Source organism: Pseudomonas guariconensis, assembly GCF_024127895.1.
GTDB classification, from domain to species: domain Bacteria; phylum Pseudomonadota; class Gammaproteobacteria; order Pseudomonadales; family Pseudomonadaceae; genus Aquipseudomonas; species Aquipseudomonas guariconensis_B.
In genome coordinates this window covers 343,816-367,815 of record NZ_JAMYBK010000001.1, presented here as the reverse complement: position 1 = coordinate 367,815, position 24,000 = coordinate 343,816, and the positions used below count along the sequence as shown (strand labels likewise).

Sequence of the window (24,000 nt, the reverse complement as noted above, 5' to 3'; positions counted from 1 at the left end):
TGGGATGCCCTGCATTCACTTTAGTCGCTGAGCGCAAGCTTCGAGCGGCAAGCGAATCATGCACGGGCCGCTTTTACTTGCAGCTTGCCGCTTGTCCCCATCGCCCGGCTTGCCAGGCCGGCCCCGCTGTAGGCACTCTTGGGCAAGAGTTCCTGGGCGATGCGCGGGCCGACCGCGCCGGAGAGAGGGCCGATGACCGATATCGATGCACGCTTGCGAGAGGATGTCCACCTGTTGGGAGAGCTGCTCGGCGAAACCATTCGCCAGCAGCATGGCGATGCCTTCCTGCAGAAGATCGAGGACATCCGCCACAGTGCCAAGGCCGACCGCCAAGGCGGGGCCGAACAGTTGAGTTCGACCCTCGCCGACCTTGCCGACGACGACCTGCTGCCGGTGGCGCGGGCCTTCAACCAGTTCCTCAATCTGGCCAATATCGCCGAGCAGTACCAGTTGATCCGGCGCCGCGACGCTGGGCGCCCCGAGCCCTTCGAGGCACGCGTGCTACCTGAGCTGCTGGCGCGCCTGAAGCAGGCCGGGCACGGCGACGAGGCCCTGGCCAGGCAACTGGGCAAGCTGGACATCCAGCTGGTGCTCACCGCCCACCCCACCGAGGTGGCACGCCGGACCCTCATCCAGAAATACGACGCCATCGCCGGCCAACTGGCGGCCCAGGATCATCGCGACCTGACGCCCGCCGAGCGCGGCCAGGTGCGTGAGCGCCTGCGCCGGCTGATCGCCGAGGCCTGGCACACCGAAGAGATCCGGCGCAGCCGGCCGACCCCGGTGGACGAGGCCAAGTGGGGCTTCGCGGTGATCGAGCATTCGCTCTGGCAGGCCATTCCCAACCACCTGCGCAAGGTCGACAAGGCCCTGTTCGAGGCCACCGGCCTGCACCTGCCGCTGGAGGCCGCGCCAGTCCGCTTCGCCTCGTGGATGGGCGGCGACCGCGACGGTAACCCCAACGTGACTGCTGCGGTGACCCGCGAGGTCCTGCTGCTGGCCCGCTGGATGGCGGCCGACCTGTTCCTGCGCGACATCGACTACCTGGCCGCGGAATTGTCCATGCAGCAGGCCAGCGAGGCCCTGCGTGCACAAGTGGGCGACAGCGCCGAGCCCTACCGCACCCTGCTCAAGCGACTGCGCGAACGCCTGCGGGCTACCCGCGCCTGGGCCCAGGCTTCGCTGGGCGCCAGCCAGCCGGTCACCACCGAGGTGCTGGTGGACAACCGCGAGCTGATCGCCCCGCTCGAGCTGTGCTACCAGTCGCTGCACGCCTGCGGCATGGGCGTGATCGCCGATGGCCCGTTGCTCGACAGCCTGCGCCGGGCGGTGACCTTCGGCCTGTTCCTGGTGCGCCTGGACGTGCGCCAGGACGCTGCCCGCCACCGTGACGCGCTGTCCGAGATCACCGACTACCTGGGGCTGGGGCGCTACGCCGAGTGGGACGAGGAGCAGCGCATCGAGTTCCTCCAGGCCGAACTGAAGAACCGCCGTCCCCTGCTGCCGGCGCACTTCCAGCCCCAGGCCGAAACCGCCGAGGTGCTCGCCACCTGTCGCGAGATCGCCGCCGCACCGGCGGCGTCGCTGGGCTCCTACGTGATTTCCATGGCGGGTTCGGCCTCGGACGTGCTGGCGGTGCAGCTACTGCTCAAGGAAGCCGGCCTGACCCGGCCGATGCGCGTGGTACCGCTGTTCGAGACCCTCGCCGACCTGGACAACGCCGACCCGGTGATGGCGCGCCTGCTCGGCCTGCCGGGCTACCGGGCCAGCCTGCGTGGCCCGCAGGAGGTGATGATCGGCTACTCCGACTCGGCCAAGGATGCCGGCACCACGGCAGCGGCCTGGGCCCAATACCGGGCGCAGGAGGAGCTGGTGCGCATCTGCCGCGAGCACCAGGTCGAACTGCTGCTGTTCCATGGCCGTGGCGGCACCGTCGGCCGTGGCGGCGGCCCGGCCCACGCCGCGATCCTGTCGCAGCCGCCGGGCTCGGTGGCCGGGCGTTTCCGCACCACCGAGCAGGGCGAGATGATCCGCTTCAAGTTCGGCCTGCCGGGCATCGCCGAGCAGAACCTCAACCTGTACCTGGCCGCGGTGCTCGAGGCCACCCTGTTGCCGCCTCCTCCACCGCAACCCGCCTGGCGCGAACTGATGGACCAACTCGCCGCCGATGGCGTCAAGGCCTACCGTGGCGTGGTGCGCGAGAACCCGGACTTCGTCGAGTATTTCCGTCAGTCCACGCCAGAACAGGAATTGGGCCGCCTGCCCCTGGGCAGCCGCCCGGCCAAGCGCCGCGCCGGTGGTATCGAGAGCCTGCGCGCCATCCCCTGGATCTTCGGCTGGACCCAGACGCGCCTGATGCTACCGGCCTGGCTGGGCTGGGAGACCGCCTTGAACAACGCGCTGGCACGTGGCCAGGGCACGCTGCTGGAGCAGATGCGCGAACAGTGGCCGTTCTTCCGTACGCGCATCGACATGCTGGAGATGGTCCTGGCCAAGGCCGACGCCGAGATCGCCAAGGCCTACGACGAACGTCTGGTGCAACCGCAGCTGCGTCCGTTGGGGGTGCATCTACGCGACCTATTGTCGCAGTCGTGCCAGGTCGTGCTGGGGCTGACCGGGCAGCCGGTGCTACTGGCGCACAGCCCCGAGACCCTGAAGTTCATCAGCCTGCGCAACACCTACCTGGACCCGCTGCACCTGCTCCAGGCCGAGTTGCTGGCGCGTTCGCGCAGCCGCGAAGCCGCTCTGGACAGCCCGTTGGAGCAAGCCTTGCTGGTCACCGTGGCGGGGATCGCCGCTGGCCTGCGCAACACCGGTTGAAGTGTCGCAAGCAGGGTCGCGCCCGGGGGGCATAGGCCCTTCGAGCGAGGGAGGCGAAGCCGGTTGCGCCGGGCGCAACCCGCTCGCCCCCAGGGGGCAAGTGGCGATTTCCTGCCACCTGGCGGCGCTTGTCTGCTTGCCGGGCGCTGTGTATCTTGAGCAGCCTTTTGACCGATTTTCGGTCTCACCCGATTTTTCGGAGTTGGCCCTGAGCGCCGAATCCGTTGATTCACATAGAAAAATATGAGGAGCACAAGATGCGCGTAATTCTGCTGGGAGCTCCCGGGGCCGGTAAAGGTACTCAGGCAAAGTTCATCACCGAGAAGTTCGGTATTCCACAGATCTCCACCGGTGACATGCTGCGTGCCGCCGTCAAGGCCGGCACCCCGCTGGGCCTGGAGCTCAAGAAAGTCATGGATGCCGGCCAACTGGTCTCCGACGAGCTGATCATCAGCCTGGTCAAGGAACGCATCGCCCAGCCCGACTGCGCCAAGGGCTTCTTGTTCGACGGTTTCCCACGCACCATTCCGCAGGCTGAAGCCATGGTCGCCGCCGGTGTCGAGATCGACGCCGTGGTCGAAATCGCCGTCGACGACGAAGAGATCGTCGGGCGCATGGCCGGCCGTCGCGTGCACCTGGCCTCGGGCCGTACCTACCACATCCAGTACAACCCGCCCAAAGTGGAAGGCAAGGACGACGTCACTGGCGAAGACCTGATCCAGCGCGACGACGACAAGGAAGAGACCGTACGTCATCGCCTGTCGGTCTACCACAGCCAGACCAAGCCGCTGGTGGACTTCTACCAGAAGCTGTCGGCCGCCAACGGCGGCAAGCCGAAGTACAGCCACATCGAAGGCGTCGGCTCGGTCGAAGCCATCACCGACAAGGTGCTGGCAGCCCTGAGCTGATTCGCCTCGCAACTTCACGACGGCCCGCTTGCGGGCCGTTGTCGTTTATACTGCCGCTCTTTCACCTCTCGCCTGGAATACCGTTCGATGACCACCTTGCTGGCCCTGGATACCGCCACCGAAGCCTGTTCCGTCGCCCTGCTGCATGACGGCAAGGTGACCAGCCACTACGAGGTGATCCCACGGCTGCATGCGCAGAAGCTGCTGCCGATGATCAAGCAGTTGCTGGCCGATTCCGGCGTGGCCCTCAACGCCCTGGACGCCATCGCCTTCGGCCGTGGCCCAGGCGCGTTCACCGGCGTGCGCATCGCCATCGGCGTGGTCCAGGGCCTGGCGTTCGCCCTCGAGCGTCCAGTGTTGCCGGTGTCCAACCTGGCCGCGCTGGCCCAGGGCGCCCTGCGCGAGCGGGGCGCACAGCAGGTGGCCGCGGCCATCGATGCGCGCATGGACGAGGTGTATTGGGGCTGCTACCAGGCCTGCGACGGCGAGATGCGCCTGGTCGGCCAGGAGGCGGTGCTGGCGCCGGAGCGGGCGGCGTTGCCGCAAGGCGCCAGCGGCCAGTGGTTCGGCGCCGGGAGCGGCTGGGGCTACGCCGAACGGCTGGGCGCCGCGGTGAATGCCAGCGACGCCAGCCTGCTGCCCAATGCCCTGGACATCCTCGGCCTGGCCGGTTTTGCCTGGGCCCGTGGCGAGGCGATCAGCGCCGAGCAGGCGCAGCCGGTCTACCTGCGCGATAATGTAGCCACGCCCAAGGCGCGTTGAGCGCTGTTCGTCGGCTATCGCCGATGACGATAAAACCTTTTGCGCGAACTGTGGTCTAGTTATCAATCGGGCATTAGCGACGGATCTCTGATGCTGCTAAATTGCCATCACTGACCCTGAGTGCCCATTCATGCGTATCGACGGCTTCTCCTCGCAGTCCTACCCGATCCGGCGCCCGCCGCGCCAGGCCCCTGTGCGCGACGAGTCGATCGAGGACGCCGAGCTGCTCGACGAAGCCGAAGCCTCCCAGCCGAACCGCGTCAATCGCCGCCCGGGCGGCCTGCCGGCGCGCCAGCAGGACATGATCTTCCCGCGTGCCCGTGACCGGCGCACCGCCACCGCCCTGGCCAGTTACCTGGCCACGGCCGGCTTCACCGACTGGGAGATGGAAGTAGAGGGGCTGGACCTGTACATTTGAGGCATGAATCCATCGCCTCTGCCTTATTTCCTCGGTTGTCCCTCCTGGAGCGAAAACGCCTGGCGCGACTACCTCTACCCCGCCGATGCCCGTCCCACCGAATACCTCGGCCTGTACAGCCAGGTCTTAAATGCCGTCGAAGGCAACACCACCTTCTATGCCCGCCCTGCCCCTGCCACGGTGCAACGCTGGGCCCAGGTCATGCCGGCACACTTTCGCTTCACCGCCAAGTTTCCGGGTGATGTCAGCCATGCGGGGGACCTGGGCGAACAGCTGGAGTCGGCGATCGACTTCACCCGCCTGCTGGCACCGCTGGGCGAGCGCGTTTCACCCTACTGGCTGCAGTTACCGGCGCTGTTCGGCCCATCGCGCCTCGCCGAACTGAGCCACTTTCTCGACCGGATCGGCAAGCCGGTGGCCGTCGAAGTGCGCCATGGCGCCTTCTTCGCCCGTGGCGAGGAGGAGCGCCAGCTCAATCGCCTGCTGCACGAACGGGGTGTGGAGCGCATCTGCCTGGATCCGCGTGCGCTGTTCAGCTGCGCCTCGCGCGAGCCGGGCGTGTTGCATGCGCAAGCCAAGAAACCACGGGTACCGCCGCGCCCTGCGGCGTTCAGCCAGTCTCCCCAAGTGCGCTTCATCGGCCATCCGGAGCTGGAGGCCAACGAAAGCTTCCTTACCCCCTGGGTGGAAAAAGTCGCTGCCTGGATCGAGGAAGGGCGCAGCCCCTACGTGTTCCTGCACACCGCCGATAACCGCCTGGCCGCCGCCCTCGCCCAGCGTTTTCACCAGCGCCTGATGGCGCGCCTGCCTGGCCTTGCCCCGCTGCCGGAATTGCCGCGCGCTCCAGAGGTCGAACAACTGGGGCTACTCTGACGACTCCTTCATCTGCCGGAGGTTATGACCATGGATGTGCAAACCCTGCGAGCCGAAGCCTTCAAGGCACTGCACGAACGTGAAGGCACCTTCGTCATTCCCAACCCATGGGACGCAGGCTCTGCGCGGCTGCTGGCCAGCCTGGGCTTCGAAGCACTCGCCACCACCAGCGCGGGCCTGGCGTTCAGCCTGGGGCGACCGGATGCGGAAGGCGCCCTGACCCTGGACGAAACCCTGGAGAACGCCAGGGCGATCGTCGACGCCACTGCGCTGCCAGTGGCCGCCGACCTGGAAAATGGCTTCGGCGACCTGCCGCAGGACTGCGCCCTGGCCATCGCCCGTGCTGCCGAGGCCGGCCTGGTGGGCGGCTCGATCGAAGATGCCACGGGGCGCAGCGATACGCCGATCTACGACTTCGCCCTGGCGGTCGAGCGGGTACGCGCCGCAGTGCAGGCCGCGCGCGAGCTCCCCTTCCCCTTCACCCTCTGTGCCCGTGCCGAGAACCTGCTGCATGGGTGCCTGGACCTGGACGACACCATCCGGCGCCTGCAGGCCTATGCCGAGGCAGGCGCTGACGTGCTGTATGCACCGGGGCTGCGCAGCGTCGACGAGATCCGGGCGGTGGTCCAGGCGGTGGCGCCAAAGCCGGTGAACGTACTGATGGGCATGCCCGGGGTGCCACTGGGCGTGAACCAGTTGCAGGACCTGGGCGTGCGGCGTGTCAGCGTCGGTTCGTCGCTGGCTCGGGCGGCATTGGGGGCATTGCGGCAGGCGGCAATGGAGATTCGCGACCAGGGCACCTTCGGCTATGGCGAGCAGGCGCTGCCGTTCGCCCAGCTCAACGACCTGTTCCGCCGCTGAGGCCGCATGCGCGCAGCGCCGGTACTGCTGGGCGGCCTGCTGTTGGCAGCGGGCCTGGCCTGGTACCTGGGCTGGCGGCCGCCTGCGGCATGGAACCCTTGGGCAGCGCTGGACGTGCGCCAGCCGCCGAACCTGCTGACGCCCTACAAGCTATCGCGCCTGCGCGACGATCCCGGCTTGTGCCGCCAGGTGCTGGCGACCTCTGCCCTGCGCTATCGCCCACAGGCGGACAGCCCGGCGACGGCCTCCTGTCCGTTGCAAAATGTCTTGCGCATCGAAGGCGGCCAGGCGCGGCTGAGCAGTAGTTTCCTGGCCTCCTGCCCGTTGGCGGTGGCTTATGCGCTGTTCGAGACCCATGGCTTGCAACCTGCGGCGCAACGGGTGTTCGGCCAACCCGTGGTGCAGGTGGATCACCTGGGCAGCTTCGCCTGCCGCAACGTCTATCACCGCCAGCAGGGGCGCCTGAGCCAGCATGCCACGGCCGATGCTCTGGACATCAGCGGCTTTCGCCTGGGCGATGGCCAGCGCATCGTGCTGGCGCGCGACTGGCAGGGGGACGGGCAGAAGGCAGCGTTTCTACGCCAGGTGCGGGACGCTGCCTGCGACAGCTTCAACACGGTGCTGGGGCCCGACTACAACGCCGCGCACCATAACCATTTTCACCTGGACATGGGGTTCTGGCAGGTCTGCCGCTGAACTCAGGCGTGCAGGCGGACGTTGTTCAGCACCACCGGGCGCGCCCAGTGGGTGTCGAACGCCAGGTCGTTCTGCTGCTGGGCCAGGGTGGTTTCGTCGTAGGGTTCAGGGGCCTTGTCCAGCAGTTCCATCTCGAATTCGGCGATGGGCAGGAACAGCGGGCGTGGCGACGGCGCCGGCCCAGGCTCTGGGAGGGGATGGCCCTGGCTCATGACTACCGGGCGCAGCCAGTTGTTGTTCAGGTCGAGCTGGCGCTGCTGCTCGATCAGCTCGGCGGTGCTGAAGGGCTCGGGGGCCTTTTCCAGCAGTTGCGGTTCGAATTCGGCCTTGGGCAGGAACAGCGGCTCGGGCGGCTTGACCTCCCTGTCCTGCACGTCGCATGCGCGCTGGAGGCGGATCTGCGCCAGGGCCTGCACGCCACCGATTGGCTCACCGCTTCGCTCGTCGTACTGCTCCAGGGCCTGGCGGGCGGGGTCTGCCTCCTGCCCTTGCTGCTCGGCCAGGGCGCGGGCGAAAAAATCCTGCCACAGGTGGCTGACGCCCCCGAGTGCCTGGGTGTTCTGCCGACCGTAGTTGCCGACGGGCGACAGGTAGGTCAAGCCGATGGGAAGGGTTTCTGACATGGCAGTCGCGCGCGTTGTGCTCTGGCAGAATAGCGAGTACTGCGTATATCGGCCGTGGCCGGGGTTTCATTAATTTTTTCGGATGCGGGTACGGATGGTAGAGCAAGAGCAAGGCACAGGTATCAGGGTCGAGGCGTTGTCGGCTGAATTCCAGGCGCAGGCCGTGGCATGGGCCGAGCGCCTGGGCCTGCCGCTTGCGGACGATACGGCGGGTTTCGCCGTGCAGATCGGTGCCAATGGCCTGCAGATCCAGCAACTGGGGCCGCAGGCGCCGGGGCCGGTGCGGGTGGACTTCGTCGAGGGCCAGGCAGCCCACCGGCGCCTCTATGGCGGTGGCAACGGGCAAATGATCGCCAAGGCCGTGGGCATCGCCCAGGGCATACGGCCGCAGGTGCTGGATGCCACGGCGGGGCTGGGCAAGGATGCGTTCGTCCTGGCCAGCCTCGGTTGCCAGATGACCCTGATCGAACGCCAGCCGCTGATCGCCGCGTTGCTCGAGGATGGCCTGGCACGGGCCCGGGACGACGAGGACGTGGCGGCGATCGTCGGGCGCATGCGCCTGCTCACGGGCAACGCCATCGAGCGCATGCGTGGCTGGGAGGGCGAGCCACCCCAGGTCATCTACCTCGACCCGATGTTCCCGCATCGGGACAAGAGCGCCCTGGTGAAGAAGGAAATGCGCGTGTTTCGGCCGCTGGTCGGCGATGACCTGGATGCGCCGGCGTTGCTCGAGGCAGCGCTGGCGTTGGCTTCGCACCGGGTGGTGGTCAAGCGGCCGCGCAAGGCCCCCATTATCGAGGGGCCCAAGCCTAGCCATAGCCTGGAGGGGAAATCGAGCCGGTATGACATCTACCCGAAGAAGGCGCTCAAGGCCTGATCGGGCTGGGCTTGGGGCTGCCTTGCAGCCCATCGCCGGCAAGCCCACCACACGGTTCTCTACATGGCACCCCATGTGTGAGCACCAGTGCCCCTGTGGCCGGCTTGCCGGCGATGGGGCGCGAAGCGCCCCCAATGCCGCTTAACCGACTGGCATTAGGCAATGCCCTCTATCACAGCATCACTGCCCGGCGGCAAGCCTGACCTGCTCCTCCAGCTCCTGGCGCAGGGTCGGCTCCAGGCGCAGCTGGCGTGCCAGTTCGTCCAGGTAGGCACGCTCCATGAAGTTCTCCTGGTCGACCATCATCACGCTGGCCAGGTACATCTCGGCAGCCATCTCCGGCGTCTGCGCGGCACTGGCCACCTCGGCCGGGTCCAGCGGCTTGTTCAGCTCGGCGTGCAGCCAGTGCTGCAGCTCGCGATCGTCGTCGAGCCTGACGAATTCGCCCTCGATCAAGGCACGTTCGCGCTCGTCGATGTGGCCATCGGACTTGGCGGCCGCCACCAGGGCACGCAGGACCGCCTGGCTATGCTGCTCGGCCTGGGCCGGCGGCAGGCGATCGAGGGTCCGGGGTTCCTGGGGCTGGCCTTCGCCCTGGCGCGCCTGCCAGTTGCCGTAGGCCTTGTAGGCCAGCACGCCGAGGGCGGCCAGGCCTCCGTAGGTCAGCACCTTGCCGCCGTACTTGCGCGCTTTCTTGTTGCCCAGCAGCAAGCCCATGGCACCGGCTGCCAGGGCACCGCCGCCGGCGCCCGAGAGCAGGCTGCCAAGGCCACCGCCCTTGCCCGCCTGGCCGCCGAGCAGGTCGCCAAGGCCAGGCACCTTGCCCGCCCCGCCCTTGCCTTGCTGGTTCTGCAACAGCGTCTGTCCGGACTTGAGCAGTTGGTCGAGCAGGCCACGGGTGTTCATCTGGCGTTACCTCCTGGGGAAAGGAAAACCCCAGAGTAGGCCCGGAGGCTGAATCCTCGCTTAACGCATTTGCATCCGAATGTTGCTCGATGTGTCATTTGTCGCCGGCGGCACCAGCTTCTAGTCTGGTGGATCACGGTCGTGCCGCGCCCACGTGGGTGGTCGTCGCGCGCACCCCCCCTACGGAGGATGGACGCATGCATACCCAAATGCTGATCAACGGTCGCCTGGTGGCCGGCGAAGGCCCCACCTGGACCGTGCTGAACCCGGCCCTGGGCAGCGCCCTGGCGCAGATCGGCGAAGCGACCGAAGCCCAGGTCGACGCCGCCGTGCGTGCCGCCGACCAGGCGTTCGACAACTGGTCGCAGACCAGCCCCAAGGACCGCTCCCTGGCCTTGCTGGCGCTGGCCGATACCCTCGAACGGCATGCCGAGGAACTGGCCCGGCTGGAGTCGCAGAACTGCGGCAAGCCTTTCGCCGCGGTGCTCGGCGACGAGTTACCGGCCATCGTCGACGTATTCCGCTACTTCGCCGGCGCAGCCCGTTGCCTGGGCGGCTCGGCGGCTGGCGAGTACCTGCCGGGGCACACCTCGATGATCCGTCGCGACCCGCTGGGGGTGGTCGCCTCCATCGCGCCGTGGAACTACCCGTTGATGATGCTCGCCTGGAAGGTCGCCCCTGCCCTGGCGGCAGGCAACACCGTGGTGCTCAAGCCTTCGGAGCTGACGCCCCTGACCGCCCTGCGCCTGGCAGAATTGGCCAAGGACATCCTGCCGCCAGGTGTGCTCAACATCCTGTTCGGTCGCGGCCCGACCGTGGGCACACCGCTGGTCACCCATCCCAAGGTACGCATGGTCTCGCTGACCGGCTCGATCCCCACCGGCGCGCACATCATCGGCGCCACGGCCAGCAGCGTGAAGCGCCTGCACATGGAGCTCGGCGGCAAGGCGCCGGTGCTGGTGTTCGACGACGCCGACCTGGACGCCGCCATCGAGGGTATCCGCACCTTCGGTTTCTACAATGCCGGCCAGGACTGCACCGCCGCCTGCCGCCTGTATGTGCAGGACGGTATCTACGAGCGTTTCGTCGAACGCCTGGGCGAGGCGGTGGCCAGCCTCAGGCCTGGCCTGCAGGACGATCCCGAGACCGAGCTGGGGCCGTTGATCAGCGCCCAGCACCGCGACAAGGTCGCCGGCCTGGTGCAGCGGGCCATCGCCCAACCCCACATCCGCCTGGTGACCGGCGGCAAAGCCCTGCCGGGCGAGGGGTTCTACTTCGAGCCGACGGTGCTGGCCGATGCGCTGCAGGATGACGAGATCGTCCGCCACGAAGTGTTCGGCCCGGTGGTCTCGGTGACGCGCTTCAACGATGAAGCCCAGGCCCTGGAGTGGGCCAACGACTCGGACTATGGCCTGGCCTCATCGGTATGGACCCGCGACACCGGCCGCGCCCACCGCCTGGCGGCACGCCTGCAGTACGGCTGCACCTGGGTCAATACCCACTTCATGCTGGTCAGCGAAATGCCCCATGGCGGGCAGAAACACTCGGGGTATGGCAAGGACATGTCCATGTATGGGCTGGAGGACTACACCTGCGTGCGGCATGTGATGATCAGGCATTGAGCCTGGGGCTGCCAAGCAGCCCCAGTGTCACCCGGCATTGGGGCTTGCCCACAAAGGCGCCGATACTATTCCCGCAGGTCTGACTCGTGGATCGGGTTCGCCCGGCTGGTGGCCCGCTGGTATTGCGCCGGCCACGTCGCCTTGTTGCCGCCCAGGTCATCGTCGGCGTGCAACGGCCAGTACGGGTCACGCAGCAGCTCGCGGGCCAGGAAGATGATGTCGGCCTGCCCGGTGCGCAGAATATGCTCGGCCTGGGCCGGTTCGGTGATCATGCCGACAGTGCCGGTAGCGATCTCCGACTCCTTGCGTACCCGCTCGGCAAAACGGGTCTGGTAGCCAGGGCCGGTAGGGATCTCGGCATTGACCGAGGTGCCGCCGGAGGAAACGTCGATCAGGTCCACCCCGATCGCCCGCAGGCGCCGGGCCAGTTCGACGGTTTCGTCCGGATTCCAGCCATCCTCGACCCAATCGGTGGCCGATACCCGCACGAACAACGGCAACTCCTGTGGCCAGACCTTGCGCACCGCCTCGGTCACCTCCAGGGTCAGGCGGATGCGGTTCTCGAAGCAACTGCCATAGCGGTCTCGGCGCTGGTTGCTCAGCGGCGAGAGGAACTGGTGCAGCAGGTAACCATGGGCGGCATGCACTTCGGCCACCTTGAAGCCTGCGCTCAAGGCGCGGCGGGCAGCATCGGCGAATGCCTGGACGATACCGCCGATCTCATCCTCGGTCAGTTCATGGGGTACGGTGTGTTCCGGATCGAAGGCGATCCTCGACGGGCCGACCGGCTGCCAGCCGCCCTCCTCCACGCTGACGCTGCCATGCTTGCCCAGCCAAGGCCGGTAGGTGCTGGCCTTGCGCCCGGCATGGGCCAGCTGGATGCCCGGCACGGCGCCCTGGGCGGTGATGAAGCGGGTGATGCGCTGCAACGGCGGGATCTGTGCATCGTTCCACAGGCCCAGATCCTCGGCGCTGATGCGTCCGTCCGCGGTCACGGCAGTGGCCTCGGTGAACACCAGGCCTGCGCCACCAACGGCACGGCTGCCCAGGTGCACCAGGTGCCAGTCGTTGGCCAGGCCGTCGACGGCGGAATACTGGCACATGGGGGAAACGGCGATACGGTTGGGCAGGGTCAGCTGACGCAGGGTGTAAGGCTCGAGCAGCAGGCTCATGAGGGCACCTCCCAAGGACTCCAATGGTGATCCGGCCCGGACACTCAATTGCACGTCCCTGGCCCGGGTCCGGTCAATCTTCAGACTAGACCAGATTGGGTGGGGGAGTGGTTCCGTGGGATGTTGGGGCGGACGCCAGATGCCTTGCTGGAGGCAGACACTCAGCAGCCCTGGCCGAGCCCACAGACAGGCTCGGCATTCCGAAAGCGAAAACACTCCCCGAGCAGATAATTCCTCCACGCATATGGGTTACCGTACCGACCTTGCAGCCCCTGGGATGTCGGGGCAATGAGAGACTTCCCACAAGCAGTTACCTTAATAGCTACATATGCTTGGGAAACTCTTCTCAATCAGCAACTCCGACATCCTATCGCCCGCACAGTGCACAGTCTCTAACGTCTACTTGCGCCAGCGCCTCCGGCAACCTCGCCAGCAACCTACGAGGAAATATTCATATGCGCTATAGAGACACAGCTGATGAAAAGGCAATTCACATCTGAAGATGTAAAGATCATTGACAACGCCATAACACCAACGGAGCAAGCCCAGCTTGACCACGCGTTCTCAGATGCGCTCTGGAGATATGACTGGCCAGTAAACTCCACGCCCTTCGCTCGCCCCTGCTGGCACTTTTTCATTGCAGGAAGCAAACGAGAGGCACTGGAATGCTGTGAAAAAGAGCTGGCCATTAACGAGCGCTGGGGGTTTCTTATCAACATCTGGAAACGCCTATGTGCTGTGTATATGAAAAATTCCAGATTGCTCGGTGTCTATGCGAACGGTCAGACCTTCGGGCAGGACAGCCCGATTCACCGAGATAACCTGCCAAGCGAGCCGGGCCATACCGCAGTCCTTTTTTGTAATGACTATTGGGCTACGACATGGGGCGGCGAACTTTTGTTCTGCAATGACGCCAAGACAGACATTATTACTGCTGCACTTCCCAAACCGAGACGCATTGCCATCTTCAATGGTGAAATGCCGCACCGTGCCAAATCGCCAGCCATAGACTGCGACCGCCTGCGCACCACCATTGCATTCAAGACAATCAACAAGGATCACATACCATGACCAATCGAGTTGAAATATTCGTCGCTATGGTAGACAGGGTTGGGAAGCCCGGATTTCAAGCGGGCGCAGCCGCCGCAGTACATGATCAATTCAAGACTGACAAGCAGGGCTTCTCACTTGTGGTGCAGGGTGCCCAAACGAGCAGCGCGGTTGCTTCTGTGCTGTCGGTTACGCTGATGACTGCGGGTGCGGTGCCTTTTATCAATATCGTGACCAACACCTTGGCGGGCACGGTGACATTCTTGAAGATTGTTGCCGAGTACCACCCTGACAAAAAGCTGGAATTTGGGGATTACGTCAGCCTTGTGGGTAACGTAGCGGGTGTAGTCGCGGGATTCGCCATATTGGCGGGTACTCCTTTGACCGCAGGCGCTTTCACCGTCGTGGCATTGGGTGCCAGTTTAGTAAGTACTTACAACTCAGAGCTAGCAAAAAAAATTAAAAATACGGTCACCCCTATAATAGAAAACCTGAAAAAACACGACATAAAACAAGAGCCCCAAACACCTTTATTAGCTCCAAACCTAGTAATTACGAATCCAGAATCCATAAAAAATCACTTCGGAGGCTTGATACAAGTCATCACATGGCATCCCGAAACAATGGAAATTCACCCAGGTACTAGAAAGCTGGAGTTATTCCAGATCAGCCATGATAATCGGCCGATTATACATGGCGGCTTAAATCCGCCTATCGTGCTGCCTCCACCTCCTGTCAATCAAGGAGGGGCTACGATAACTGTGGGAATCGAGAGTGTTAACGGAAAACCATCGGCGGACCCCATGCCCTCGATTACTACCGTGGTGGGTGGAGGCCAGGACAAATACGCTTGCTGCTCCGCACCCCAGCAAGATAAATACAACTAAATCAAATAATTATCGAGAGAAGTCCACCGATGCTGACTTGGCGAGCCTGGATAAAAATGATGCAGGCATTAGAACCGCATAAGCGTGTCACCTGCATGCTGTTCGCGGGGTTCATCTTTCTTTGTTTTTTACCCTTATTTTTTATGAATTGGGAAAAAAGCACCCAACCAGCAACCTCTCCATGGGTACGCGCTCCGGCCGCGCTAGCATCCAACCCTGAAACCTGGCGGCATGACAAGTCACTTTACTCATTTGCCATTGTGTACAAACAACCAGAGAGACAACCAGTTAAAACTTGGGTATACGCGCACAAAGCTCGCTACGACGCCGCTAAAATCAGCAAGACGACGCCGTTATTCGTGGAAGTCGAAGATGCTTTGTCCGGGCCAATTGTCAGGCGGTTGTCGGCTAGCGACGAAACCCTGTACGACCCGGCACTTAAACAGTATGTGATCGAGACGTACAACCGACAATCGGTGGAGGGGATCGTATTCTTTTCCACGCTTGGCCTGGCCTCATTTATCGCGGCAGGCGTGATGCACTGGCAAAACCGGCAGCGTAAAAAGCAGCAGGCGACGTTCAGCTCATAACCGCTTGCTCCTCAGCTAGCTCAGGCTGCTGCGGGGCATTGCCCGCCATGGAGTCAATGCGGTGTATGGCACCGGCTACGCCGGTGTTCGCGGGCAAGCCCGCTCCCACAAGATCGCGCAAGCTTTTAGAGATCGAGCGCCGCCGCCCGACCGCATCGCGTGCCATCGCTTTGGCTCGTGGCTCGACATCGAATCGTACCGGTTGTGCATAGAGCACTTTCGCAAAACCGCCGTTCCCGCAAAAATTGCCGTCAGCGCGGCTCCATGTGGGCAATCATCAACTGTACGCTTTCATTGCCACGGAACTCGTTCACATCCAGCTTGTAGGCCAACTCGACCCAGCGCACGGTCGGGTTCGGCCACACCTCGCGGTCGATGCCGAAGGCAATGCCGTCCAGCCGCACCGAGCCACACTCGCTCTTGAGCACCACCTTCAAGTGCCGCTCGCCCACCACCCGTTGCTCGACCAACTGGAACACGCCGTGGAACAGCGGCTCGGGAAAGTGCTGCCCCCAGGGCCCGGCATGGCGCAGGGCACGCGCCAGGTCCAGGTGGAACTCCTCCACTGCCAGGGTACCGTCGGACAGCAAGCGCCCGGTCAGGTCCTCCTCGCGCAGCTGGCGGCGAACCTCCTCGTCGAAGGCCTGGGCGAAAGCCGGGAAGTTGTCTGCTGGCAGCGACAGGCCGGCGGCCATGGCATGCCCGCCAAACTTGCTGATCAACTGCGGATGGCGCGCTGCCACCGCATCCAGCGCATCGCGGATGTGAAAACCCGGCACCGAGCGCGCCGAGCCCTTGAGCATGCCCTCCCCGGCATCGGCAAAGGCGATGGTCGGGCGGTGGTAGCGCTCCTTCAGACGCGAGGCGAGGATGCCGATCACCCCCTGGTGCCAGTCCGCATCGAACAGGCACAGACCATAGGGCATGGACTCTACCGGCAGGTCCTTGAGCTGGGCCAGCGCCTCGCGTTGCATGCCCTGTTCGATGGACTTGCGGTCCTGGTTCAAGGCATCCAGCTCGCGTGCCATGTCCAGGGCCTGGGCCGGATCGTCGCAGAGCAGGCATTCGATACCCAGGCTCATGTCGTCCAGGCGCCCGGCGGCGTTCAACCGCGGCCCGAGAATGAAGCCCAAGTCGGTGGAGGTGATGCGCCGATGGTCACGCCGGGCCACCTCGAGGATCGCCTTGATCCCGGGCCGGGCACGGCCGGCGCGGATACGCTCGAGGCCCTGGTGGACCAGGATGCGGTTGTTGGCGTCCAGCGGCACCACGTCGGCCACGCTGCCCAGCGCCACCAGGTCGAGCAGCTCGCCGATGTTCGGCTGCGGCTGGTTGTCGTAGCGCCCCAGGTCGCGCAGGCGCGCGCGCAGCGCCATGAGCACGTAGAAGATCACCCCGACCCCCGCCAGGGCCTTGCTCGGGAAATCGCACCCCGGCTGGTTCGGGTTGACGATGGCGTCGGCTTGCGGCAACTGCTCGCCGGGCAGGTGGTGGTCGGTGACCAGCACCTTGAGCCCGGCGGCCTTGGCTGCGGCCACCCCCTCCACGCTGGAGATGCCGTTGTCGACGGTGATCAGCAACTGCGGCTCGCGCTGCAAGGCCACCTGGACGATCTCCGGGGTCAGGCCATAGCCGTACTCGAAGCGGTTGGGCACCAGGTAGTCGACCTGGGCCGCGCCCAGCAGGCGCAGGCCGAGCACGCCGACCGTACTGGCGGTGGCGCCATCGGCATCGAAGTCACCGACGATGAGGATACGCTGGCGCTGGTCGAGGGCTTCGACCAGCAACTGCACCGCAGCGTCGATGCCCTTGAGCTGCTGGAAGGGCAGCAGGCGTGCCAGGCGCTTGTCCAGCTCGGCTTCGGACTGCACGCCACGGGCAGCATACAGGCGGGTCAACAAGGGAGGCAGGTTGCCCAGGAACGGCAGGCTCGGCGGCAGGGGGCGAGGTTCGATACGCATGGGATCTTCGGCAGTCAGGTAGGGAACAGGTCAGCCACGCTCACCGAGCAGCCACTCCAGCTGCACTTCGTGCTGGCCGCGGTCGTCGGTGACGTATACCGTGCCTTCGCTGATCATCACGTCCCACTTGATCGAGCGGGGCATGTCCGTGGCCAGGGTCTCCAGCACCTCCTGGGGCACGGCGGCGATGCTGAGGTTCTTCAGGCCCTTGACCGCATCCACCACCTTGTTCTGCCACACCCGCAGGCTGCCGTAGGCCAGCAGGCTGGTGCGCTCGGTGCGACGCGAGCACCAGGTCAGGCGCTCGGCATCCGGCTGGCCGACCTCGATCCAGTGCAGGACACGGTCATCCAGGCTCTTTTCCCACAGGGCTGCTTCATCCACATCCGACAGGCCACGGCCAAACGCCAGGTTCTCGTTGTACCAGAGCGCGTAGGCCAGCAGCCGTACGGCCAGGCGTTCCTCGGTCTCCGAGGGGTGACGGGCGATGGTCTGCCTGACGTTTTCGTACACGCCGCGGTCGAGATCGGTCAGGTTCAGTTCGAATTTGTAGGTGGTGGACGGCTGGGCCATGGCGACGGGCTTCTTGCAAAGAAAAGTTGCACAGTCTAACCGATCGTGGACAGTCGCGGGGCGCTGACGGCCTTCTTCGCGGGCTTGTCCCAATGCTGGGCCTGGCAAGACATTCGGCGTCCATTCAGGGCCGCTTCGCGCCCCATCGCCAGCAAGGCAGCCCCACCCTGGCAGTACCTGCCATGCACCACCTGTGATACAACCAAGGGCCAAACCCATCGCCACGGACGCCCCATGCCCACGCCCAGCAAACCCCTCGCCGGCCTGAAAGTCATCGAGCTCGGCACCCTCATCGCCGGCCCCTTCGCTTCCCGCATCTGCGCCGAATTCGGCGCCGAGGTGATCAAGGTCGAGTCGCCCGATGGCGGCGACCCGCTGCGCAAGTGGCGCAAGCTGTACGAGGGCACCTCGCTGTGGTGGTTCGTCCAGGCGCGCAACAAGCAATCGCTGACCCTCAACCTCAAGCACCCCGAAGGCCGCGAGATCCTCAAGCGCCTGCTGGCCGAGGCCGACATCCTGATCGAGAACTTCCGCCCCGGCGTGCTGGAAAAGCTTGGCCTTGGCTGGGACGTGCTGCACGCCCTCAACCCGCGCCTGGTCATGGTGCGCCTGTCAGGCTTCGGCCAGACCGGCCCGATGAAGGACCAGCCCGGTTTCGGCGCGGTCGGCGAATCCATGGGCGGCCTGCGCTACATCACCGGCTTCGAGGACCGCCCGCCGGTGCGTACCGGGATTTCCATCGGCGACTCGATCGCCGCCCTGTGGGGCGTGATCGGCGCATTGATGGCCTTGCGCCATCGCGAAGTCAACGGCGGCCAGGGGCAGGTGGTGGACGTCGCGCTCTACGAAGCCATCTTCGCCATGATGGAAAGCATGGTCCCGGAGTTCGACGTGTTCGGCTTCATTCGCGAGCGCACCGGCAACATCATGCCGGGGATCACCCCCTCCTCCATCCACACCACCGCCGATGGCCGGCACGTGCAGATCGGCGCCAACGGCGATGCCATCTTCAAGCGCTTCATGCAGGCCATCGGCCGCGACGACCTGGCCAACGACCCTGGCCTGGCCACCAACGATGGCCGCGACCTGCGCCGCGACGAGCTCTACGGGGTGATCGACCGCTGGGCCAACGGCCTGCCACTGGCCCAGGTAATGCAAGTGCTCAACGATGCCCAGGTGCCCGCCAGCCGTATCTATTCGGCCGAGGACATGTTCAGCGACCCGCAGTTCCTGGCCCGCGAGATGTTCCTCCAGGCCCGCCTGCCGGACGGCAAGCCGTTCAGGATGCCAGGCATCGTGCCCAAGCTCTCCGACACCCCAGGCTCCAGCGAATGGGTGGGGCCGGGCCTGGGCGAACACAACGAATCCGTGCTCGGCACCCTGGGCTACGATGCCACGGCCATCGCCCGGCTGCGCGAAGCCGGCGCGATCTGATCGCGCGCAACACGCCATGCACATGCCCGGCGGACGCCTGCTTGGCCTCCTGATTCTGCTGTGCGGGTTGCTGCCGGCCATGACCGAGGCCAAGGAGCGCCTGCTGTGGCTGGTGCGCGACCTGCCACCGTTCACCATCTTCGAAGGCTCGGAGAAAGGCCAGGGCGTGATCGACCGCATGCTACCGGAACTGATCGCGCAGATGCCCGAGTACGACCACAGCATCGTCCGGGTCAACCGTGCCCGTGGCCTCCAGATGCTCCAGAGACCCAACCTCACCTGCGACCCGACCCTGCTATGGACGCCGGAGCGGGCCAGGTTCGTGCAATTTTCCACGCCCTTTCTCGGCGTGCTGAGCAGCGGGCTGGTAGTGCGCCGCCAGGACCAGGCCCTGCTGGCGCCCTTCCTGGAGCGCGGCAAGATCGACCTCCAGCGCCTGCTGGCGCAGACCCGGCTCAAGCTCGGCATCGTCGCCGAGCGCAGCTACAGCGCACAGGTCGACGATATCCTGCGGCAATTGCCCGACAGCGCCTTCAGCCGCCACTACGGCAACGACGCCACCGCCAACCTGCTGCAGATGCAGCGCCTGGGGCGCCTGCAACTGGTGCTCGGCTACTGGCCGGAGGCGCGCTACATGATCCAGCAGCAAGGCGGATCTCTGGACGAATACGTGTTCCATCCGATCCAGGGGGTGGACCGTTACCAGTTCTTCCACGTGGGCTGCTCCGACACGCCGCTCGGACGCGAGGCCATCGGCCATATCAACCCGTTGTTGGCCACCTTGCGCCACGCCCCATTGCCCGAGCAGTATGCCCAGTGGCTGGACCCGGACCTGCGCGAGGACTATCTGGAACAGAGCCGGCGCTTCTTCAAAGACCAGCAGGACGCGCCCCGCTGACAGCCTTCGTGGCCGGACGGACAAAAAGAAACCCCGGATGCCGGGGAGAGCGTCCGGGGTCGAGCGAAAGCCCTGAAGGACTCCCGGGACAGCCCACAGCACCGGAGCAGAGTGCCGTCAGCCTGCCCTCACTGTGTCAGATAAAGCGCTCAGGCGAAGGTTCCCGGCAATGACTGCTGGTGCTGCAAGGCCGCGATCACACAGGGCTGCAGGCGGCCTTCGACGATCTGCAGGTCACGGTGCAGGCCATCCACCAGGTCGACCAGCAGTTGTTGCTCCTGCAATTGGCGCGGGCTTACCGCACGCCTGAGGATCACCGCCCCCTGGTTGTCGATCACTGTCAGCTGGCGCTTGCCGCTGGCGTCTGTTTCGCCGAGTTGGGCTTGGTACGGGGTCAGGGCATCATTGAGCAGTTTGCAGATTCTTTCCATCCGGCGTACTCGCTGTTCTTGGAACCTATCGGAACTGACCTTGGGGAGCGGAGGAAGTTCGTCTAGCCGCCCCCGTATCAATGAGCATGCGCAAGGCAGATGACCGTTTGAGTATCCCTTGCGCCGCATGCTCCAGGAATGGGTCGCAAGCGCCGCACGGCATCGTGCAGGGCGGCCGTCGACAACGGCCAGCGCAGTTCAGCGATGACCCACAGGCCCTGTTGTCGGGCTTGCTGGGCCAGGTCCGCCTTGCCCGGTGACGGCTGGCCGACGAACAGCAGCGCGCGTGGGCGCCGTGTCTGCAGCACATGCCGGAGCAGGGCCAGGCCGCTGGCCTCGGGCATGGCATGGTCGAGGATCAGCAGGTCGGTGGCGTCTCCCTGGGCCAAGCTTGCCTGGGTATCGGGCAGGCCCTGGGTGAGGCGCACATTGAAGATGCCCAGGGCATTGCAGGCCTGGTGCAAGAGGATCCGATGGGAAGGACGTGCCTGGTGGATGAGCACGTTGAGCCGGTGCATGGGCCGCTCCTGGGGCTTCGCGCGCCCTGGTGGATAGGGGCGGTTACTCTAGGGAAGTCACCTGACGACTCATATAGGAAAAGTCTGAAACCGCAGTGGGAACGGTCTGCGGATAATGGGTGGATAGACATTGGGGCCGCGAAGCGGCCCCAATCAATCACTCGTCTTACAGCGGCTTGCCACGATTCCCGTGCTGGCTGACGAACGCCTGCACCGCTTTCAAGTCGTTGGCCAGGACCGTGCAACGCTCCTCGCGCTCGAACAGGTCGCTCAGGTGGGCCGGCAGCTCCAGGGCCTTGCCGACGCCGGCCTTCTCCACCGCTTCGGGGAACTTGACCGGGTGCGCGGTGCCCAGCACCACCATCGGCGTATCCAGGCTGCGGCGGCACTCGCGGGCGGCCTTGACGCCGATCGCGGTATGCGGGTCGAGCACTTCACCGGTACTGGCGAACACTTCGGCAATGGTCTGGCAGGTCTGCTCGTCGGTCACCGCCAGGGAATCGAACAGCTTGCGCGCTTCGGTCCAGCGGTCCTGCTCGACGCTGAAACCACCGCCCTGCTTGAAGCGTTCCATCAGCTCGGCGATGGCGGCGCCACTGCGGCCATGCAGGTCGAACAACAGGCGCTCGAAGTTGGACGAGACCATGATGTCCATCGAGGGCGACAGGGTCGGGTGCAGGGTGTCCTTGACGTACTGGTTGCCGCTCATGAAGCGGTGCAGGATGTCGTTGCGGTTGGTCGCCACTACCAGTTGGCTGATCGGCAGGCCCATGTTGCGGGCCAGGTAGCCGGCGAAGATGTCGCCGAAGTTGCCGGTCGGTACCGAGAAGGCCACCGAGCGCGCCGGGCCGCCCAGTTGCAGCGCGGCGTGGAAGTAGTAGACGATCTGGGCCATGATCCGCGCCCAGTTGATCGAGTTCACCGCCACCAGGCGGGTGCCCTTGAGGAACGACTGGTCGGCGAAGCTGGCCTTGACCATTTCCTGGCAGTCGTCGAAGTTGCCTTCGATGGCGATGTTGTGGATGTTGTCGCCGAAGATCGTGGTCATCTGCCGGCGCTGCACTTCCGAGACGCGCTGGTGCGGGTGCAGGATGAAGATGTCGACGTTGTCGCAGCGGCGGCAGCCTTCGATGGCGGCCGAACCGGTGTCGCCGCTGGTGGCACCGATGATCACCACGCGCTCGCCACGCTTGGCCAGCACATGGTCGAGCAGGCGGCCGAGCAGTTGCAGGGCGAAGTCCTTGAACGCCAGGGTCGGGCCGTGGAACAGCTCCATGACCCACTCGTTGCTGTCCAGCTGGCGCAGCGGCGCCACGGCGGCATGGGCGAACTCGCCGTAGGTTTCCTCGAGGATCTTCTTGAAGTCGGCGTCGGCGATGCTGCCTTCGACGAACGGGCGCATCACCCGGAAGGCCAGCTCGTGGTACGGCAGGCCGGCCCAGGAGGCGATCTCTTCCTGGGTGAAACGCGGCAGGTTTTCCGGCACGTACAGGCCGCCGTCGCTGGCCAGGCCAGCCAGCAGGACATCTTCGAAGTTCAGGGCCGGTGCCTGGCCGCGGGTACTGATATAGCGCATGGGTGCAAACCTTTGGTTCGAGCGGCAAGCTTCGAGCGGCACGCTACAAGAAAAAGCCGATCGGCATCGTTCCTGTAACTCGCGCCCCACCCTTGCCGCATGTGTCATCTGTTCCAAGCCTCAACGCCGAACTGCCTTTATCTTGCAGCTCGCTGCTTGAAGCTTGCCGCTTAATTGAGCTGTTCGACGCGAATACGCACGACCTTGCCGACCACGTCCTGCAGGGCTTCCAGGGCGACGATGGCGTCGTCGATACGCTGCTCGACCACGCGATGGGTCAGCAGGATCATCGGTACCAGGCCGTCCTGCTCCTCGGCTTCCTTCTGCATGATCGACTCGATGTTGATGCCGCGCTCCGAGAGGATGCTCGCCACCTGGGCCAGCACGCCCGGATGATCCTTGGCCTGGATGCGCAGGTAGTAGGCGCTTTCGCAGGCTTCGATCGGCAGGATCGGGTGGGCCGACAGTGAATCGGGCTGGAAGGCCAGGTGCGGCACGCGGTTCTCCGGGTCGGAGGTCATGGCGCGGACCACGTCGACCAGGTCGGCGACCACCGAGGAAGCGGTCGGCTCCATGCCGGCGCCGGCACCGTAGTACAGGGTCGAGCCGGCGGCGTCGCCGTTGACCATCACCGCGTTCATCACACCGTTGACGTTGGCGATCAGACGGTCGCTGGGGATCAGCGTCGGGTGCACGCGCAACTCGAAGCCGTCGTCGGTGCGACGGGCCACGCCCAGGTGCTTGATGCGGTAGCCCAGGGCCTCGGCGTAGTTGACGTCGGCCGTGGTCAGCTGGGTGATGCCCTCGGTGTAGGCCTTGTCGAACTGCAGCGGGATGCCGAAGGCGATGGAGGCCAGGATGGTCAGCTTGTGCGCCGCGTCGATGCCCTCGACGTCGAAGGTCGGGTCAGCCTCGGCGTACCCCAGGGCCTGGGCCTCGGCGAGCACGTCAGGGAAGGCACGGCCTTTGTCGCGCATCTCGGTGAGGATGAAGTTGCCGGTACCGTTGATGATGCCGGCCAGCCAGTTGATGCGGTTGGCCGACAGGCCCTCGCGGATCGCCTTGATCACCGGGATGCCACCGGCAACCGCGGCTTCGAAGGCGACGATGACGCCCTTCTCGCGGGCCTTGGCGAAGATCTCGTTGCCGTGCACGGCGATCAGGGCCTTGTTGGCGGTGACCACGTGCTTGCCGTTTTCGATGGCCTTGAGCACCAGGTCACGGGCGACGGTGTAGCCGCCGATCAGCTCGATGACGATGTCGATCTCCGGGTTGCTCGCGACCTCGAACACATCAGCGGTAATGGGGGTACCGGTAATCTGGCAGTTCGGGTTCTGCGAGCGCATGGCGATCTGTGCCACTTCAATACCGCGCCCGGCACGGCGGGCGATCTCCTCGGCGTTGCGCTGAAGTACATTGAAGGTTCCGCCACCGACGGTCCCCAACCCACAGATGCCTACTTTGACCGGTTTCACTGTGAACTCCCCATTGAACGGCCGGCCTCTGCGCCGACCGTGAAACATGCCGTCTCCCCATGGTGACGG

23 protein-coding genes are annotated in these 24,000 nt (G+C 65.1%); 14 read left to right on the top strand and 9 right to left on the bottom strand.

The features are described 5' to 3' along the window. The first annotated feature begins 192 nt into the window (after positions 1–192). From ppc to NJF35_RS01675, 7 genes are all read left to right on the top strand, one after another. Positions 193–2,820: a phosphoenolpyruvate carboxylase gene (gene ppc / locus NJF35_RS01705; protein WP_253090623.1), complete on the top strand. Its 2,628-nt coding sequence runs from the start codon at positions 193–195 to the stop codon at positions 2,818–2,820. 257 nt (positions 2,821–3,077) lie between these two features. After that, positions 3,078–3,728: an adenylate kinase gene (gene adk / locus NJF35_RS01700; protein WP_253079928.1), complete on the top strand. Its 651-nt coding sequence runs from the start codon at positions 3,078–3,080 to the stop codon at positions 3,726–3,728. 87 nt (positions 3,729–3,815) lie between these two features. Then, a complete protein-coding gene (gene tsaB / locus NJF35_RS01695) occupies positions 3,816–4,490 on the top strand; it encodes a tRNA (adenosine(37)-N6)-threonylcarbamoyltransferase complex dimerization subunit type 1 TsaB (protein WP_253079927.1) in 675 nt (224 codons plus the stop codon). A 130-nt stretch (positions 4,491–4,620) separates the two neighbouring features. After that, positions 4,621–4,908: a hypothetical protein gene (locus tag NJF35_RS01690; RefSeq protein WP_225787299.1), complete on the top strand. Its 288-nt coding sequence runs from the start codon at positions 4,621–4,623 to the stop codon at positions 4,906–4,908. 3 nt (positions 4,909–4,911) lie between these two features. After that, positions 4,912–5,781, top strand: coding sequence for a DUF72 domain-containing protein (locus NJF35_RS01685; RefSeq protein ID WP_253090622.1), 870 nt, complete (start codon positions 4,912–4,914; stop codon positions 5,779–5,781). Between the two features lie 30 nt (positions 5,782–5,811). Next, positions 5,812–6,642, top strand: coding sequence for an oxaloacetate decarboxylase (locus NJF35_RS01680; protein WP_253090621.1), 831 nt, complete (start codon positions 5,812–5,814; stop codon positions 6,640–6,642). A gap of 6 nt (positions 6,643–6,648) precedes the next feature. Beyond that, positions 6,649–7,338, top strand: a complete 690-nt coding sequence (locus tag NJF35_RS01675; RefSeq protein WP_253090620.1) for an extensin family protein — start codon at positions 6,649–6,651, stop codon at positions 7,336–7,338. Positions 7,339–7,340: 2 nt separating this feature from the next. Here the strand turns inward: NJF35_RS01675 and NJF35_RS01670 are convergent, their stop codons facing one another. Continuing rightward, on the bottom strand, positions 7,341–7,961 hold the full coding sequence (locus NJF35_RS01670) for an energy transducer TonB (RefSeq protein ID WP_253090619.1): 621 nt from the start codon (positions 7,959–7,961) through the stop codon (positions 7,341–7,343). 94 nt (positions 7,962–8,055) lie between these two features. On the opposite strand from NJF35_RS01670, the gene NJF35_RS01665 reads away from it, so the two are divergent. After that, on the top strand, positions 8,056–8,838 hold the full coding sequence (locus NJF35_RS01665; RefSeq protein ID WP_253090618.1) for a class I SAM-dependent methyltransferase: 783 nt from the start codon (positions 8,056–8,058) through the stop codon (positions 8,836–8,838). A 180-nt stretch (positions 8,839–9,018) separates the two neighbouring features. Here the strand turns inward: NJF35_RS01665 and NJF35_RS01660 are convergent, their stop codons facing one another. Next, positions 9,019–9,744, bottom strand: a complete 726-nt coding sequence (locus tag NJF35_RS01660; RefSeq protein ID WP_225787293.1) for a tellurite resistance TerB family protein — start codon at positions 9,742–9,744, stop codon at positions 9,019–9,021. A gap of 197 nt (positions 9,745–9,941) precedes the next feature. Here NJF35_RS01660 and NJF35_RS01655 point away from each other — a divergent pair, with 197 nt between their 5' ends. After that, the gene (locus tag NJF35_RS01655; RefSeq protein ID WP_225787292.1) at positions 9,942–11,366 is read left to right on the top strand and encodes a gamma-aminobutyraldehyde dehydrogenase; all 1,425 of its coding nucleotides are present in this window, start codon (positions 9,942–9,944) and stop codon (positions 11,364–11,366) included. Between the two features lie 65 nt (positions 11,367–11,431). Here NJF35_RS01655 and NJF35_RS01650 read toward each other — a convergent pair whose 3' ends face one another. Next, entirely contained in the window at positions 11,432–12,538 is a 1,107-nt protein-coding gene (locus tag NJF35_RS01650) for an NADH:flavin oxidoreductase/NADH oxidase (protein WP_225787291.1), read from the bottom strand. Positions 12,539–13,015: 477 nt separating this feature from the next. On the opposite strand from NJF35_RS01650, the gene NJF35_RS01645 reads away from it, so the two are divergent. The 3 genes from NJF35_RS01645 to NJF35_RS01635 are packed head-to-tail and all read left to right on the top strand — an operon-like array spanning position 13,016 to position 15,065. Beyond that, positions 13,016–13,609, top strand: coding sequence for a 2OG-Fe(II) oxygenase (locus tag NJF35_RS01645; protein ID WP_225787290.1), 594 nt, complete (start codon positions 13,016–13,018; stop codon positions 13,607–13,609). Continuing rightward, the gene (locus tag NJF35_RS01640) at positions 13,606–14,475 is read left to right on the top strand and encodes a hypothetical protein (RefSeq protein ID WP_225787289.1); all 870 of its coding nucleotides are present in this window, start codon (positions 13,606–13,608) and stop codon (positions 14,473–14,475) included. Before NJF35_RS01645 ends, NJF35_RS01640 begins: the two co-directional genes overlap by 4 nt. Positions 14,476–14,504: 29 nt before the next feature. Next, the gene (locus tag NJF35_RS01635) at positions 14,505–15,065 is read left to right on the top strand and encodes a hypothetical protein (protein WP_225787288.1); all 561 of its coding nucleotides are present in this window, start codon (positions 14,505–14,507) and stop codon (positions 15,063–15,065) included. A gap of 251 nt (positions 15,066–15,316) precedes the next feature. Here NJF35_RS01635 and recJ read toward each other — a convergent pair whose 3' ends face one another. Both recJ and NJF35_RS01625 read right to left on the bottom strand, forming a co-directional pair. Continuing rightward, positions 15,317–17,026 (bottom strand): single-stranded-DNA-specific exonuclease RecJ, encoded by a 1,710-nt coding sequence (gene recJ, locus NJF35_RS01630; protein ID WP_225787287.1) that lies wholly within the window; start codon positions 17,024–17,026, stop codon positions 15,317–15,319. A 30-nt stretch (positions 17,027–17,056) separates the two neighbouring features. Beyond that, entirely contained in the window at positions 17,057–17,599 is a 543-nt protein-coding gene (locus NJF35_RS01625; protein WP_225787286.1) for a YaeQ family protein, read from the bottom strand. Between the two features lie 234 nt (positions 17,600–17,833). On the opposite strand from NJF35_RS01625, the gene NJF35_RS01620 reads away from it, so the two are divergent. Further along, on the top strand, positions 17,834–19,033 hold the full coding sequence (locus NJF35_RS01620; RefSeq protein WP_225787285.1) for a CaiB/BaiF CoA transferase family protein: 1,200 nt from the start codon (positions 17,834–17,836) through the stop codon (positions 19,031–19,033). A gap of 22 nt (positions 19,034–19,055) precedes the next feature. Continuing rightward, the gene (locus NJF35_RS01615) at positions 19,056–19,931 is read left to right on the top strand and encodes a TIGR02285 family protein (RefSeq protein ID WP_253090652.1); all 876 of its coding nucleotides are present in this window, start codon (positions 19,056–19,058) and stop codon (positions 19,929–19,931) included. A gap of 149 nt (positions 19,932–20,080) precedes the next feature. Here the strand turns inward: NJF35_RS01615 and NJF35_RS01610 are convergent, their stop codons facing one another. From NJF35_RS01610 to NJF35_RS01595, 4 genes are all read right to left on the bottom strand, one after another. Then, complete coding sequence (locus NJF35_RS01610) at positions 20,081–20,362, bottom strand: DUF3509 domain-containing protein (protein WP_225787284.1); 282 nt, start codon at positions 20,360–20,362, stop codon at positions 20,081–20,083. A gap of 77 nt (positions 20,363–20,439) precedes the next feature. Then, complete coding sequence (locus NJF35_RS01605; protein ID WP_253079921.1) at positions 20,440–20,880, bottom strand: histidine kinase; 441 nt, start codon at positions 20,878–20,880, stop codon at positions 20,440–20,442. Positions 20,881–21,046: 166 nt separating this feature from the next. Continuing rightward, positions 21,047–22,456 (bottom strand): threonine synthase, encoded by a 1,410-nt coding sequence (gene thrC / locus NJF35_RS01600; RefSeq protein ID WP_253079920.1) that lies wholly within the window; start codon positions 22,454–22,456, stop codon positions 21,047–21,049. A 170-nt stretch (positions 22,457–22,626) separates the two neighbouring features. Next, complete coding sequence (locus NJF35_RS01595) at positions 22,627–23,931, bottom strand: homoserine dehydrogenase (protein WP_225787281.1); 1,305 nt, start codon at positions 23,929–23,931, stop codon at positions 22,627–22,629. Positions 23,932–24,000 lie beyond the last annotated feature (69 nt).

Bases quoted from the DNA above. Each gene is read 5' to 3' on its own strand.
- ppc (WP_253090623.1), top strand. From the start codon at position 193: ATGACCGATATCGATGCACGCTTGCGAGAGGATGTCCACCTGTTGGGA.
- adk (WP_253079928.1), top strand. From the start codon at position 3,078: ATGCGCGTAATTCTGCTGGGAGCTCCCGGGGCCGGTAAAGGTACTCAG.
- tsaB (WP_253079927.1), top strand. From the start codon at position 3,816: ATGACCACCTTGCTGGCCCTGGATACCGCCACCGAAGCCTGTTCCGTC.
- NJF35_RS01690 (WP_225787299.1), top strand. From the start codon at position 4,621: ATGCGTATCGACGGCTTCTCCTCGCAGTCCTACCCGATCCGGCGCCCG.
- NJF35_RS01685 (WP_253090622.1), top strand. From the start codon at position 4,912: ATGAATCCATCGCCTCTGCCTTATTTCCTCGGTTGTCCCTCCTGGAGC.
- NJF35_RS01680 (WP_253090621.1), top strand. From the start codon at position 5,812: ATGGATGTGCAAACCCTGCGAGCCGAAGCCTTCAAGGCACTGCACGAA.
- NJF35_RS01675 (WP_253090620.1), top strand. From the start codon at position 6,649: ATGCGCGCAGCGCCGGTACTGCTGGGCGGCCTGCTGTTGGCAGCGGGC.
- NJF35_RS01670 (WP_253090619.1), bottom strand. From the start codon at position 7,961: ATGTCAGAAACCCTTCCCATCGGCTTGACCTACCTGTCGCCCGTCGGC.
- NJF35_RS01665 (WP_253090618.1), top strand. From the start codon at position 8,056: ATGGTAGAGCAAGAGCAAGGCACAGGTATCAGGGTCGAGGCGTTGTCG.
- NJF35_RS01660 (WP_225787293.1), bottom strand. From the start codon at position 9,744: ATGAACACCCGTGGCCTGCTCGACCAACTGCTCAAGTCCGGACAGACG.
- NJF35_RS01655 (WP_225787292.1), top strand. From the start codon at position 9,942: ATGCATACCCAAATGCTGATCAACGGTCGCCTGGTGGCCGGCGAAGGC.
- NJF35_RS01650 (WP_225787291.1), bottom strand. From the start codon at position 12,538: ATGAGCCTGCTGCTCGAGCCTTACACCCTGCGTCAGCTGACCCTGCCC.
- NJF35_RS01645 (WP_225787290.1), top strand. From the start codon at position 13,016: ATGAAAAGGCAATTCACATCTGAAGATGTAAAGATCATTGACAACGCC.
- NJF35_RS01640 (WP_225787289.1), top strand. From the start codon at position 13,606: ATGACCAATCGAGTTGAAATATTCGTCGCTATGGTAGACAGGGTTGGG.
- NJF35_RS01635 (WP_225787288.1), top strand. From the start codon at position 14,505: ATGCTGACTTGGCGAGCCTGGATAAAAATGATGCAGGCATTAGAACCG.
- recJ (WP_225787287.1), bottom strand. From the start codon at position 17,026: ATGCGTATCGAACCTCGCCCCCTGCCGCCGAGCCTGCCGTTCCTGGGC.
- NJF35_RS01625 (WP_225787286.1), bottom strand. From the start codon at position 17,599: ATGGCCCAGCCGTCCACCACCTACAAATTCGAACTGAACCTGACCGAT.
- NJF35_RS01620 (WP_225787285.1), top strand. From the start codon at position 17,834: ATGCCCACGCCCAGCAAACCCCTCGCCGGCCTGAAAGTCATCGAGCTC.
- NJF35_RS01615 (WP_253090652.1), top strand. From the start codon at position 19,056: ATGCCCGGCGGACGCCTGCTTGGCCTCCTGATTCTGCTGTGCGGGTTG.
- NJF35_RS01610 (WP_225787284.1), bottom strand. From the start codon at position 20,362: ATGGAAAGAATCTGCAAACTGCTCAATGATGCCCTGACCCCGTACCAA.
- NJF35_RS01605 (WP_253079921.1), bottom strand. From the start codon at position 20,880: ATGCACCGGCTCAACGTGCTCATCCACCAGGCACGTCCTTCCCATCGG.
- thrC (WP_253079920.1), bottom strand. From the start codon at position 22,456: ATGCGCTATATCAGTACCCGCGGCCAGGCACCGGCCCTGAACTTCGAA.